Annotated in this window: 14 protein-coding genes; 10 read left to right on the top strand and 4 right to left on the bottom strand. The window is 57.2% G+C overall.

The genetic code is table 11. The annotated features are described in order from the left end of the window. The first annotated feature begins 52 nt into the window (after positions 1-52). Positions 53-886: a GyrI-like domain-containing protein gene (locus GS646_RS14045; protein WP_171186466.1), complete on the top strand. Its 834-nt coding sequence runs from the start codon at positions 53-55 to the stop codon at positions 884-886. A gap of 216 nt (positions 887-1,102) precedes the next feature. Here the strand turns inward: GS646_RS14045 and GS646_RS14040 are convergent, their stop codons facing one another. After that, entirely contained in the window at positions 1,103-1,774 is a 672-nt protein-coding gene (locus tag GS646_RS14040; RefSeq protein WP_253746612.1) for a DUF3299 domain-containing protein, read from the bottom strand. 351 nt (positions 1,775-2,125) lie between these two features. On the opposite strand from GS646_RS14040, the gene GS646_RS14035 reads away from it, so the two are divergent. Continuing rightward, a complete protein-coding gene (locus tag GS646_RS14035) occupies positions 2,126-2,590 on the top strand; it encodes a hypothetical protein (protein WP_171186462.1) in 465 nt (154 codons plus the stop codon). Between the two features lie 242 nt (positions 2,591-2,832). Beyond that, the gene (gene rpsD / locus GS646_RS14030) at positions 2,833-3,453 is read left to right on the top strand and encodes a 30S ribosomal protein S4 (RefSeq protein ID WP_171091779.1); all 621 of its coding nucleotides are present in this window, start codon (positions 2,833-2,835) and stop codon (positions 3,451-3,453) included. A 50-nt stretch (positions 3,454-3,503) separates the two neighbouring features. On the opposite strand, the gene GS646_RS14025 is transcribed toward rpsD, so the two are convergent. After that, positions 3,504-4,406 carry an AraC family transcriptional regulator gene (locus GS646_RS14025; RefSeq protein ID WP_216600453.1) on the bottom strand — a complete coding sequence of 301 codons (903 nt, stop codon included), beginning with the start codon at positions 4,404-4,406 and terminating at the stop codon, positions 3,504-3,506. 146 nt (positions 4,407-4,552) lie between these two features. On the opposite strand from GS646_RS14025, the gene GS646_RS14020 reads away from it, so the two are divergent. Further along, positions 4,553-5,377, top strand: a complete 825-nt coding sequence (locus GS646_RS14020) for an SDR family oxidoreductase (RefSeq protein ID WP_171647761.1) — start codon at positions 4,553-4,555, stop codon at positions 5,375-5,377. 3 nt (positions 5,378-5,380) lie between these two features. On the opposite strand, the gene GS646_RS14015 is transcribed toward GS646_RS14020, so the two are convergent. Then, positions 5,381-5,842 carry an Lrp/AsnC family transcriptional regulator gene (locus tag GS646_RS14015; protein WP_171091768.1) on the bottom strand — a complete coding sequence of 154 codons (462 nt, stop codon included), beginning with the start codon at positions 5,840-5,842 and terminating at the stop codon, positions 5,381-5,383. A gap of 102 nt (positions 5,843-5,944) precedes the next feature. Between GS646_RS14015 and GS646_RS14010 the strand changes: the two genes are divergently transcribed. From GS646_RS14010 to GS646_RS13995, 4 genes are all read left to right on the top strand, one after another. Next, positions 5,945-7,360: an aminotransferase class V-fold PLP-dependent enzyme gene (locus GS646_RS14010; RefSeq protein ID WP_171647763.1), complete on the top strand. Its 1,416-nt coding sequence runs from the start codon at positions 5,945-5,947 to the stop codon at positions 7,358-7,360. A 65-nt stretch (positions 7,361-7,425) separates the two neighbouring features. Beyond that, positions 7,426-8,511 carry a histidinol-phosphate transaminase gene (hisC, locus tag GS646_RS14005; protein ID WP_171186454.1) on the top strand — a complete coding sequence of 362 codons (1,086 nt, stop codon included), beginning with the start codon at positions 7,426-7,428 and terminating at the stop codon, positions 8,509-8,511. Further along, positions 8,508-9,428, top strand: coding sequence for a prephenate/arogenate dehydrogenase family protein (locus GS646_RS14000; RefSeq protein ID WP_171186452.1), 921 nt, complete (start codon positions 8,508-8,510; stop codon positions 9,426-9,428). The genes hisC and GS646_RS14000 overlap by 4 nt, the downstream gene beginning before the upstream one ends. Further along, on the top strand, positions 9,425-10,228 hold the full coding sequence (locus GS646_RS13995; protein WP_171186450.1) for an extensin family protein: 804 nt from the start codon (positions 9,425-9,427) through the stop codon (positions 10,226-10,228). Before GS646_RS14000 ends, GS646_RS13995 begins: the two co-directional genes overlap by 4 nt. Here GS646_RS13995 and GS646_RS13990 read toward each other — a convergent pair. Then, the gene (locus GS646_RS13990; protein ID WP_171186448.1) at positions 10,225-11,226 is read right to left on the bottom strand and encodes a DUF2125 domain-containing protein; all 1,002 of its coding nucleotides are present in this window, start codon (positions 11,224-11,226) and stop codon (positions 10,225-10,227) included. The genes GS646_RS13995 and GS646_RS13990 overlap by 4 nt on opposite strands. A 67-nt stretch (positions 11,227-11,293) precedes the next feature. Between GS646_RS13990 and GS646_RS13985 the strand changes: the two genes are divergently transcribed. Together GS646_RS13985 and GS646_RS13980 are read left to right on the top strand one after the other, a co-directional pair. Then, entirely contained in the window at positions 11,294-11,824 is a 531-nt protein-coding gene (locus GS646_RS13985) for a gamma-glutamylcyclotransferase (RefSeq protein ID WP_171186446.1), read from the top strand. A 69-nt stretch (positions 11,825-11,893) separates the two neighbouring features. Beyond that, complete coding sequence (locus GS646_RS13980) at positions 11,894-13,072, top strand: biopolymer transporter ExbB (protein WP_171186444.1); 1,179 nt, start codon at positions 11,894-11,896, stop codon at positions 13,070-13,072. Position 13,073: the final 1 nt, after the last annotated feature.

Here is a 13,073-nt window from a genome sequence, read left to right as displayed (position 1 = left end):
TGTGGGCTCGGGATATGCGACTACGGATTGGCAGCAAGAAGGAACGACACGGATGCCCACCAGCTATGAAGACCGCGTGTTGCGCGTACTGGCGTATATCCATGACAACCCCGCCGGGGACCTGTCTTTGGATGCGCTTGCTGACGTGGCGGCGATGTCACGGTTTCACTGGCACCGGGTGTTTCGCGCCCTGACCGGCGAAACCTGTGCACAGGCGGTGCGCCGTGTGCGCTTGCACCGTGCGGCCACATGGCTGGTACAGTCAGATAAAGCGATTTCTGATATCGCGTTATCTGTCGGGTATCCCAATCCAAGTTCCTTTGCGCGCGCCTTTTCCGAGGCTTATGGCAGCAGTCCCGCTGCCTTTCGCAAGGCGGGTCAATTTCTTCCCGCTCATCCTGATTTCAAAACCGGAGGATATCCGATGCATCCTGTTACCACACGTACTGAACCCGCCCGCCGTGTTGTCGCGCTGCCGCATAAAGGGGCCTATTCCGAGATCGGCAAAAGCTTTGAAGCGTTTGGGGCCATGTGCGAATCCCGTCAGCTATGGCCGCAGATTGGGCCTGTGCTTGCGTTGTATTTTGATAGCCCCGATGACGTGCCAGAAGATCAACTGCGCAGCTATGCAGGGGCTGAGTTCCGGGGTGAAAACACCCCTGAAGGCCTGGACGAACTATCGATTCCGGGCGGCAAGACGGCTGTGCTGACCTACAAAGGGCCATATTCAGGGATCGCGGCGGCCTATCACAGCCTGTTCGGCAATTGGCTGCCGGAGTCTGGTGAAGAACCTGCGGATCAACCTTGCTACGAGATTTACCTCAACGATCCGCGCGATACAGCGCCCGAGGATTTGCTGACCGAGATCTGCTTACCTTTGAAGTGATCTACGACGATTCGGCAGGGTTCGTTCGGGACCCTGTCGGTTTCTCTTTATCGAAGTTGCGGGCATTTAACACCGAAACAGAAAAGCGCGGCAAAGGGGCTTCCTTAAGGCTTGTACCGTTAATCAGTCGACTGACCCCAAGCCTCCGGTCTTACGATGATCCGCCGCGCGGATACGATCCAGCAGGGTTTGGTTCCATTCCGGATTTTCTTCAGGTTAGGCCAGTGGATAGACCTGATCAACTTCCAGCAGAAACGTCGCGCGCATCGGCATCAGGCCATCCACGACCACCATCTGCTCTTCTGTGGGTGCAATCGACAGCACCCCAGTCAAACGTACCGGTTCATGGTAGTAGGTCGGTGCCCAGTCGCCGTTCAGCAGCACGCGGATCATCTGGTTTGGCGGTGGCGGGGGCCTGTGGCTACACATTCCTGGCTCGGGCACCAGATAAGCGACAGGATGACAATCTGCATCTGGTGGCGCGGGAATCGCAAAACCGTCCAGTGTGATGGTTTGACCATCATGCAATGGGTTGCCGGCTGTTCCCGCAACTGTGCGCCTCTGGATGACAGCCTCGCGCTGGTTCAGCATCCAGTCGACGTCTATCTGATCTTGGGCCAGCGCGGTTTCTGTCTCGTTCAGCAACTCTTGCCATTTGGCGCGTTCTTCGGCGCTGCCGGCATTCTGTTGCAACCTGACCCGTAAGCGTACGGCAAACTGTAGGTCGTCCATCTGTTCGGCGCTGAGGTCGCGAAAAGGGTCTTCAAACACCTGCGCGGAGGGGGCGGGAAGGTCAGACCATTCAAGCGCAATTCCGGATGCCGCGACCGAGGGTTGCGTTGCAAAGGCCAGCGCGGCCATTATTGCATACCTGAGCCAGTTCCGCATGCACCTTCTCCAAAACGATCATCGTTAGAATAGATTTAGGCCATTCCAGCGCAGTCTTGTAGGTCGCTTCGGTTTTTGTGATGTCGCTTGCCGCGCGCGCGTGGATCAGCTTTTTCCGGAGTCTCGGGTATCAATTGGATACTTGCTGGAAACATCTATGCAATTCGGCTTGCAAAGGGAATTTGTCATGAAGCCTTTGACGCTGCAGCAAAACTTTGGGTGCACTTCACAGGGTTGTGATTCACATATGCAACATTCTCGTGAATGCTGCAATTCCGTCTCTTTTCCGCCGAAATTTGTGCTGATAAGCGTTGGATTAGTGTTGGGGTGGTAAAAAGTGCGAGTGGGCAGATGAGAGCCGGTGCAAACGGTCAAATAGCCATTTCATGGAAGCAGACAGAGCTTGATGAGCTCGAAGCGCCGCCTTGGGCGTTTCTGGTCGTTGGAGCAGCGTGGTCCTGGCGGGGTCAGGCCGTTTTCCTGAATAATGACGTCGAGCAGGCAATTGAGCGATCCGGCAGTGCAGGTGCGATTACATCTGTGACAAAGGATCGGTTCGCAGTTGTTCGTGATGTTACCGGAGAGGTGTGCGGCTCAGTCGTGTTGACCAACGGTGCACAGCGGTTCAGAGCGGATCTGGTCGTACAAGAGGGCGAAATTGACCCGACATTTGTGTTTGTCGACGGATGTCCGCCACGGGATCAGGCATTTTGGGTCAGCGAAGTAAATGACTTCGCTGCATCAACATTTGCTCAGCCTACTTATGACTCGACAGTTGTAAGCTTTCCACGTCAGGCCGCATCGCGGCAGACCTAAGCCCAATCGCTACCCGGCTTTCCGCTGGCGGGTTACGGGCCGCACTCTTTCGATGCGTTTGCACTTAGCTACATCCCTTTCTGATTTCGCTTATTGACTCTGTGAACTCTGCGGATATAAGCGCGGCTTCATTGGTGTTGGTGGCCCCCGCAAGGGGATGCCTGTCATGGGGGAAACCTCAAGAGGACAACGCCCTTCATAGTGGCCCTTTAGGGCTTCGTTCAAGACGAAGGAGATCAGCCGTGACCAAACGCACGTCTGCCAAGTACAAAATCGACCGCCGGATGGGCGAAAACATCTGGGGTCGTCCGAAATCCCCGATCAACCGTCGTGAATACGGCCCCGGCCAGCACGGCCAGCGCCGCAAGGGCAAACTGTCGGACTTCGGTCTGCAGCTGCGCGCCAAGCAGAAGCTGAAAGGCTACTATGGCGACCTGACCGAGAAGCAGTTCCGCCGCATTTATGCCGAAGCCGAGCGTGTCAAAGGCGACACCGGTGAAAACCTGATCGGTCTGCTGGAGCGCCGCCTGGACGCCGTTGTCTACCGCGCCAAGTTCGTTCCGACCGTTTTTGCTGCACGTCAATTCGTGAACCACGGCCACGTCAAAGTGAACGGTAAGCGGGTTAACATCCCCAGCTACCGCGTCAAAGAAGGCGACGTGATCGAAGTGCGTGACAAGTCCAAGCAACTGGCCATCGTTTTGGAAGCTGCTGCTCTGGCCGAGCGTGACGTGCCCGATTACATCGACGCTGACCACTCGAAAATGACCGCGACTTTCGTCCGCGCACCGGGCCTGAGCGATGTGCCTTATCCGGTGATGATGGAACCGAACCTGGTCGTCGAATTCTACGCGAAGAACTAATCTTCGCCGACACCAAGAATTTCGAGGCCGCGCAAGTTGCGCGGCCTTTTTTATGCCGCGCTTTGCGCTCCAAGGTCTTGCCGTGGAGAAACTCCAAATTTGCGGGAGTACTCGCGGCTGAATTGGGTCGGGCTTTCATACCCCACGTCAAAGGCCGCTTGCGAAACACTGAGCGATCCATGAGACAGTAGGCGGCGCGCCTCCAGCAATCTGAGTTCTTTTTGGTATTGCAGTGGTGATCTGGCGGTCACCTCTTTGAAATGCGTGTGAAAGGCGGAAACGCTCATGCCGGCAATTTGCGCAAGCTCGGACACGGGCAGTGAGGTTTTGAAATCCGTTTGGATAACGTCAATGACCCGCGCGATCCGGCTGGCTGCACTGTCACGCCATAGCATTTGCCGCAGCATTCCGCCGTGATCGGCCTGTAGCAACCTGTAATGGATCTCACGGCTGATCATCGGGGCCAGAACCTTTGCCTCGATCGGGCTCTGGCTGGCACGAAACAGGCGGGTCATAGCATCGATCAGATCTGGTGAGGCTTGGGATGCCGCCAGGCTATGCGCCGCTTCAATTTTTCCGGGAGTGGATCCGACCTCATCATATAGGCTGCGCAAGGTGGACAGATCGAGTGAAAGAACGAGGCCGACATAGGGTGCCTGACGGCTGGCTTCAGTTACGGCTGCCATGACGGGAACTGAATGGCTGACGATCAGGGAGTCCCCGGCTCCGAAATGGATAAGCCGATTGCCAATACGTGTTTCTTTCTGCCCTTGTAGAACCAGGCAGACAATAGGTTCATAAACCTGCGCGTCGATGGACTTGGTTTTAACGTCGTGCAGAAGCGCAAAGCCTTCGAGCGCAGTCGGGTAAAATGGCGCGTCTTCTGCTTCTTTTGCCACAAAATTGCAGATTTCCGTGATCAGTTCGGATTGACTCAGTTTGGTCTTTCTCATGTGCTTAGTATATTTAGCGGAAAACTTGGCGGCCAGTAGAATTCCGAAAAGCTGGAGAATTAGGCAAGTAATGCGGAGAATTTGGCAGGCGCGGAATGGAAGAACAGCATATGTCTCGGGCAGGCTAATCACTTCGGAGAAAGATCATGGCACAGACCATCCTCATCACCGGCGCGTCGTCTGGTATCGGCAAAGTCACGGCTCTACGGTTTCAAAAGCAAGGTTGGAACGTCATTGCCACCATGCGCAGCCCGGAAAAGGAAACCGAGCTATCGCAACTGGAAAACGTTCTGGTTACGCGTCTGGACGTAACCGACGAAGCCTCAATCACAGCGGCCGTTGCAGAAGGGATCGCGCGGTTCGGCCAGATCGATGTTCTGCTGAACAATGCGGGGTATGGGGCCTATGGGCCGTTGGAGGCGTTCCCGTTGGACCGCATTCGTCGGCAATTCGACACCAACGTCATCGGTCTGCTGGCCGTAACCAAAGCGGTATTGCCGCATATGCGGGTAAACGGGTCTGGCTGCATCGTGAACATTTCTTCCATCGGCGGTCAGATCACCTTCCCGCTTGGGGCGCTGTATCACGGCACGAAGTTCGCAGTCGAAGGTCTATCAGAGTCGCTGCACTACGAACTCGCTGCGGCTGGCATCAAGGTCAAGATTGTCGAGCCCGGGCTGATCGCCACAGATTTCGGCGGCCGCTCGTTTGATTTCGTTAATGATGAAAGTATGACGGAATACCAGCCGGTGGTTCAGGCCCTGTTTGGCACCTGGGGCTCTGAAGAGATGGCATCGCGCACCTCACCACCCAGCGTTGTGGCCGACGTGATCTGGGAGGCGGTGACCGATGGGACTGACACCTTACGGTATCGCGCGGGCGAAGATGCGGTCGAATATCTCGACAACCGCAAGGCGCTGGACGATGCAACCTTCATCGGTGGAATGAAAACAATGCTCGGGCTGGCCTGAGGTCTAGATCGGCAGCGGTCGCCCTTCGGCGATCGCTTCCATCGCGAAATACGAGGTCACACTGTCCAGTTCGACCTTTTCGATCAGGCGTTGGTAGACCTTGTCATAAGACGCCATATCTTCAGTGACGACTTTCAACTGGTAATCGTAATCGCCGCCAATGCGGTGAAAATCCACGACTTCTGGAATTGTCAGAACATGGCTGCGAAACGCCTGAAGCCATTCGGCCGAATGATGCCGTGTGCGCAGCATGACAAAGACCACTAAGCTCAGCCCTAGTTTCTCGCGCGCGATACGAGCGGTGGATCCAATCAGGACGCCATCTTCGTTGAGGGCCTTCAATCGCCGCCAGCAGGCATTTTGAGAAAGACCAACGCGATCTGCCAATTCCCGTTGGGATAGGGTGGCGTCCTTTTGCAGTTCTTTCAGAATGCGCGTGTCAATTTGATCTAATTTTGAAGTCATACTTGATCATATGACACAAAATTTTCGAAATCTACGCAAAGATAGGTGAAGTTTCCCCGGTGCGAATAAATCACATTGGTTGGGCAGTTAGGAGCCCATGCCATGACCCTGTCCAAATTTCGTGCGGATCTTTGTTCGACCACTCACAATTCCAACCTGCGCGACGGGTTGATCGGAGAAAATGTTCTGATCCCGGGTCTGCTTGGGGACGTACCGCTTGTCTATGCGGATTACGTCGCTTCGGGCCGTGCCTTGCGGCAGGTCGAAGACTATGTCGCGCAGCATGTGTTGCCGTTCTACGCGAACAGCCATACCGAGGCCTCCTACTGCGGTTCTTACATGACACGTCTGCGTCGCGAGGCGCGCAATGAGATAGCCCGCCTTGTTGGTGCGAGGGGAGAAGACGCGGTGATCTTCACCGGGTCCGGTGCCACGGCGGGGCTCAACCGGTTGGTCAGTTTGATGGGAGTGGAAGAGGCTGACCAGCCGGTTGTTTTAATCGGACCTTACGAACACCATTCAAACATTCTGCCATGGCGCGAGAGCAAGGCGCAGGTCATCGAAATCCCTGAAGACGAAAGTGGGGGTGTGGATTTGCAAGCGCTGGAATCTGCTCTTGAGGCTCATGCAGATGCCGATCTGTTAATCGGGTCATTCTCAGCGGCATCCAACGTGACCGGCATCATAACTGACCCTGATCCCGTAACGCGCGTGCTCAAGGCACATGGGGCTTTGGCCGTGTGGGACTATGCCGGCGGTGGGCCGTATCTGCCGATGGATATGGGGCCAGCAGATGCGCGCAAGGATGCGATCGTGGTGTCGCCGCACAAGTTCCCGGGTGGTCCGGGCGCATCGGGTGTGTTGATCGTGAACCAAACTGCTGTGCAGCGGGATTGCCCAAGCTGGCCCGGTGGCGGCACCGTCAGTTTTGTATCACCCTGGCGCCACGATTACAGCGCCGATCTGTCAACGCGGGAAGAGGCCGGAACGCCGAATGTGATCGGAGACATCCGTGCGGCGCTGGCATTTATCGTGAAGGATGTCGTCGGAACAAAGGAAATTGCCGAGCGCGAGGCGCAGTTCAACCAGATGGCTCTGGAAGGTTGGCAGGACAACCCGCACCTGACTTTGCTTGGGGTCGATAACCCGCATCGCTTGCCGATCTTCTCGTTCCTTGTTCGCGACAATGCTGGACAACCGGTGCATCAGCAGCTGTTCACCCGGATGCTCAGCGACATCTATGGGATTCAGGCGCGCGGTGGCTGTGCCTGCGCAGGGCCATACGCGCATCGCTTGCTGGGTATTGATCGTAAAGCTTCAGAGGCGTTGCACGCGGCCTTGTCTGCGGGGGAAGAGATGAAGAAGCCCGGCTGGGTACGGCTGAATTTCTCGTATCTGATGAGCGAGGAAACGGTTCAGTTCATCATCGACAGCGTTAATGACCTGTCCCGTCGGACCGAAGAATTTGCGCCGTATTACGATGCCGACCCGGCGACCGCGCGCTTCAAAGCCGCATGATGGAATTGCCGCTTTTCTCAACCCGTTGAGACAGGTATGAGAGGCCCATTCAACGGAGCCTCTCAATGACCAAGATCACCCCACAACCCGGCATTATGGACATCGCGCTGTATCAGGGCGGCCAGTCGCATGTGGCCGGGGTGGAGCACGTGATCAAGCTGAGCTCGAACGAAAACCCGTTTGGGCCAAGCCCCAAGGCGATTGAGGCGGTACGCGACAGCGCCGCAACTTTGCACCGCTATCCAAGCACGGATCATGCAAGCCTGCGCGCGGCCATCGGCGCGCGCCACGGGCTGGATCCGGCGCGGATCATCTGCGGGGTCGGCAGCGACGAGGTGCTGCAATTCATCGCTCAGGCCTATGCGGGGCCGGGGGATGAGGTGGTATATACCGAGCACGGGTTTTCGATGTACCCAATCATCGCCCGCATGGCGGGCGCGACGCCGGTCATGGTGGCCGAGCGCGACCGCAAGGTGGATGTGGATGCCATTTTGTCGGCAGTGACAGGGCAGACGCGGATCGTGTTTGTTACCAACCCGGGCAATCCGACCTCGACCATGATCTCGAATGACGAACTGGAACGGCTTGCACAGGGGCTGCCTGACACATGCCTGATGGTTCTGGACGGGGCCTATGCCGAGTTTGTGGATGGGTTCGACGGCGGTGCATCGCTTGTGGACGCCTATGAGAATGTCATCATGACCCGGACTTTTTCCAAAGTTTACGGGCTGGGTGGAATGCGGGTTGGCTGGGGCTATGCGCACCAATCAATTATCGATGTGCTGAACCGGGTGCGCCAGCCATTCAACCTGTCACTCACTGCTTTGGCTGCGGCTGAGGCTGCGGTGAACGATGTCGAGTTTCTGTCCTTTTGCCAATCGGAGAACGCACGTCTGCGTGTGTGGTTGGCAGAGGAACTTGCCAAGATCGACGTGCCCTCTGACCCGTCCTGCACCAATTTCATCCTTGCACGGTTTGCTGATCAGGCCGAGGCAGAAGCCTGCGACGACTACCTCAAAACGCAGGGTTTGATTGTCCGCCGGGTTGCGGGCTACAACCTGCCGAACGCCTTGCGGATCACCGTCGGCGACGAAGAAGCCTGCCGCCGAGTGGTTGCGGCGATCACTGCATTTAAGAAGGGCGCAGCATGAGCCAGATTTACGACCGTGTTGCGCTGATCGGGCTGGGCCTGATTGCTTCGTCCATGTTCTGGGCCATCAAAAGGGCAGGGCTGGCCGGTGAAGTCACAGGCTATGCCCGGTCCGAGGCCACGCGGGACACTGCGCGCAGGATCGGACTTTGCGACCGCGTGTGCGATACCGTGCAAGAGGCAGTTGAGGGCGCCGATCTGGTTGTACTCTGTGTCCCGGTCGGGGCGATGGGGGCTGTCGCAGAAGAAATTGCACCCGTTTTGAAACCCGGCGCGACAGTATCGGATGTCGGATCGGTCAAGCGCCACGTGATCGACGCTGTGCAGCCGCACATCCCCGAAGCCGTGCATTTTATCCCGGCACACCCGTTGGCAGGGACCGAACATTCCGGCCCGGAATCTGGCTTTGCAGAACTATTTGACAACCGCTGGTGTCTGCTGGTCCCGGTCGAGAACTCGAACCCCGAGGCGATTGCCCGCCTACGTGCGTTGTGGGAAGGCATGGGGTCAAATGTCGATGAGATGGACGCCGATCACCATGATCTGGTGTTGGCCGTGACCTCTCATGCGCCGCACCTGATTGCCTATACAATGGTTGGTGTTGCAGACGATCTGCGACGCGTAACCGACAGTGAAGTCATCAAATATTCGGCCGCTGGTTTCCGGGACTTCACCCGCATCGCAGCATCCGACCCGACCATGTGGCGGGATGTTTTCCTGTCCAACAAGGATGCGACGCTGGAAATTCTGGGCCGCTTCACCGAAGAGCTGTTTGCTCTGCAACGGGCCATCCGGACCGGCGACGGAGAGCATTTGTTTGACTACTTCACCCGCACCCGTGCTATTCGTCGCGGCATTATCGATGCGGGGCAGGACACGGATGCTCCGGACTTCGGACGAGGGAAAGCGGGTTCATGAAGCTAGGCTGGAGGCACGTTCTAATCGGGGTTTTGGCCGCTGCGGCTATGACGTCACGGGCTGCGCCTTTGGAACAATCCCTTGTGCCTTTGACGCGCCCGGCGTCGGACCAGACCGCATTGACAGCCGCTTCTCAACCCACAGTGCGGCCGATGCCTCGCCCGATCGCGCCGCAGGTCACAGCCGCCGCAATACGCCCGTCGGATGTGCCGCTCAGACCCTTGATGCGCCCCAAATGGCTGGAACAAGAGGTGCTGTTCAAAAAGCGCAAGCTGCGGAAAAGCTCAGTTTGCGGTGACATCGCAATTCAGGGCAAACCCGTGGGTCGGGTCGGCAAAAAAAGCTCAGCTTGTGGCGTTAAAGATGCAGTTCAGATCACTTCGGTTTCGGGCGTCGTGCTCAGCCGTCCTTCGACAATGGATTGCGGCACCGCGATTGCGCTGAACAAATGGGTCGACAAAACGGTCAAGCCTACCTTCAAGCGTCGTGGCCCTGTGATCGAATTGCAAGTGGCTGCCCATTACGCTTGTCGGACGCGTAACAATCGAAAAGGCGCGCGGATTTCTGAGCATGGCAAGGGGCGCGCGATCGATATATCTGGGTTCAAAATGGCAGATGGAGAGGTAGTGACCGTTCTGAACGGTTGGCGCAAGAACCCCTCGCAGAAACAACTCAAGAAAATCTGGCGCGGCGCGTGTGGGCCATTTGGCACCGTTCTGGGTCCCAATTCAGACCGCTATCACCGGGATCATTTCCATCTGGACACGGCCCGCTATCGCAGCGGACCTTATTGTCGCTAACGCAGGATCAGGCGAGGGGCAGGTCCCAAGGGCAAAGGTCCAAGTGCCACAAACCCGTCGCGGAAGTTTAACCGCAAGTCCAGTGCATTCGGGTTCCCACCTAGCCCAGCCATAAAGTTGAGCGCGCGCGTAACCGGATCGACGGCCTGATCCGGCAGGGCACCCGCTGCATTTGCCATGGCGATCATGTCCCGCCAATTTTCCGCTTTGACCGCTATCTCTCCTGTTGGGATTCCTTGCGCATCCACATCCAGTGCACCGGTCGCAAACAACCTGAGCCCACCCCACTTGGCCTCGGCGAGCTTTAGATCGATCCTGACCGGCTGAGGACGACCCTGTTCCAGCGCAGACCGGTCCCAGGGCTTGTCGAATGCTGCCACCATATCCAATTCCAGCGTATCGAAGGACTGCGGCAGCGAAGTGGCGGTTTCCATAAGGTTGCGCAGGTCATCACCGGGCGTGAAGCCATCCACGCGAACAACCATGCTATAAGCCTCGGGCGTTGCGGTTTGTTCCATCAGCAGTTCCAGCGTTCCGCCTGCGGCCAACGCCTGCGCGTTCTCGGTGATGGACCAGGGGCCTGCTGTCAGTGCCATTTTTTCCAAAACCAGCGCAACGCCGGGCCGCAATTGCAAGTGCGCCTGCAGCGCGTCTGCCTCGATCGTTGCGGTCTGGTCAAAGTAAGACAGGCGCTGCGGTGTATCGGCAAAGCGCAGGATCTGACGTCCGGGCCAGATCGCGGGGCTTTCAAATTCAACCCAATCTGCGCTCCAGGCGGTGCCCGTTACTGGGTCGGCAAGGGCTGGATTGTTCAACCGTGTCGTGTGGTGGGTCGGATAACCCGCCGTGGCAGCGTCCGAGAAGTCCGCTTGCCAGCCCAGCTCTTGCTGCTGATCAAACCAACCGGTGATGGCATTGCGCAACCCATATCCGGCAATGAACCAATATGCGCTCCACAGAACGGCGATAAAGATGAACACTCGTAATAGACGACGCATGAGCTTTGGCCCTTTTTCCTGCCTCGGATTTGATGTTTATAGGCCGAAACAGGCAAGGACCAGTGCAATGACGATGTGGGTATTCGGATATGGATCGCTGCTGTGGAATCCGGGCTTCCCGGTGGCGCGCAGCGAACGCGCAACGTTGCACGGTTTTGCCCGATCCTTTTGCATGAGTTCCATCCACCATCGCGGGACCGAAGAAAAACCGGGTCTGGTGCTGGCGCTGGACGAGCAGGCAAACGCAAATTGTACCGGTCTAGCCCTGGCGGTTGAGGCTGGTCACGAAGACCGCACCCTGCACGAGTTGCGCGAACGAGAGTTGATTTCGTCGGCCTATGTCGAGCGGAAGCTGGATGTGCATCTGGAAACCGGAGACATCGTCAATGCCGTCACCTATGTGATCGATGCCGACCACGTACAGTATTGTGGTGGGATGCCGTTAGAGGAACAGGCCCAGATTATTGCCCACGCGATTGGTGGGCGCGGTCCCAACGACGAATACCTGTACAATACCGCCGAACATCTGGCCGAGATCGGTCTGCGCGACCCCGATCTTGAGTGGTTGGCGCAACGGGTGCGCAGCATCACCGCATAAACTCTTGGCGTCACCCGCGGAATTTCGCTAGATTCGCCGCAGAGCAGGCAAAGACCGGGAACCACGCGCATGGCGCAGGCACATCAGGGCGCGAGACCCCATTTCTCGCATCCAACACGACAAATCTTGTTGATGTTGATGGCAATCGGCCTGTCCGGGCTGGGTGTATTTCTGGCGCTGCCTTACGTGCTGCCGGTATTCTTCGCCAACCCGTATCTGAACGGATTTATCCTGCTGGTCTTCCTGATCGGCGTTTTTGCGTGTTTTTATCAGGTGACACAGCTGATTGGGTCCGTCCGCTGGATCGAGGCTTTTGTCGGTGGCGTGGTACGCGAAGACGCCCGCACACCGCAACTGCTGGCCCCCTTGGCGTCACTTCTGCGCGAACGGGGTGCGCGGTCTCAGATCAGTTCTACTTCGACCAGATCCATTCTGGATTCCGTGGCTGAGAGGGTCGAGGAAGAGCGGGAAATTACCCGCTATATCACCAACGTTCTGATCTACTTGGGTCTTTTGGGCACATTCTTTGGTTTAGCGACAACCGTTCCAGCCATTGTCGACACCATCCGCAGCTTGAACCCGCAGGAGGGTGAAGAAGGTCTGGCCGTCTTCAACCGACTGATGACCGGGCTCGAGGCGCAGTTGCAGGGCATGGGCGTGGCGTTTGGTTCGTCTCTGCTAGGTCTGGCCGGGTCTTTGATCGTTGGTCTGTTGGAAGTCTTTGCGGGTCACGGGCAAAACCGATTCTATCGCGAGCTTGAGGAATGGTTGTCATCGATCACCCGCGTTGGATTTGCCAGCGGCGAAGACGGCGGTGCCGAGATCGCCGTACTGACACCTGTTCTGGATGCCATGTCCGAACAGATGGACGCGTTGCAGGATCTGTTTTCCGCTCAGGAAAGTGAGAGGGCGGAGGTTTCCGCCAAGCTTGGGCAACTGGTTGATGTGATCGGTGAGATGAACAATCGCCAAGCCAATAGCGAAAGTGTCACTTCGGCTTTGGAGCGCGTCGCCCTTGGGCAGGACGCGCTTTTGGATCACATGCGCGATCATGGTGCAGGTGAAGGCATCGATGCCGAAAGCCGTATGCGCTTGCGTTCGATGGATGTGCAATTGCTGCGGATTCTCGAAGAGATTTCAGCGGGTCGACAGGAAAGTATGAACGAGTTCCGCAAGGACATCGAACTTTTGGTCAAGGCCCTGACTCTGCCGCGCGGTGCGGTGCGCACCACGCCGGAAGGAGAATAAT

This window comes from Ruegeria sp. HKCCD4315, from assembly GCF_013112245.1.
GTDB lineage: Bacteria > Pseudomonadota > Alphaproteobacteria > Rhodobacterales > Rhodobacteraceae > Ruegeria.
The sequence above is the reverse complement of the archived record's forward strand: the minus strand, read 5'-3'. Positions and strand labels throughout refer to the sequence as shown.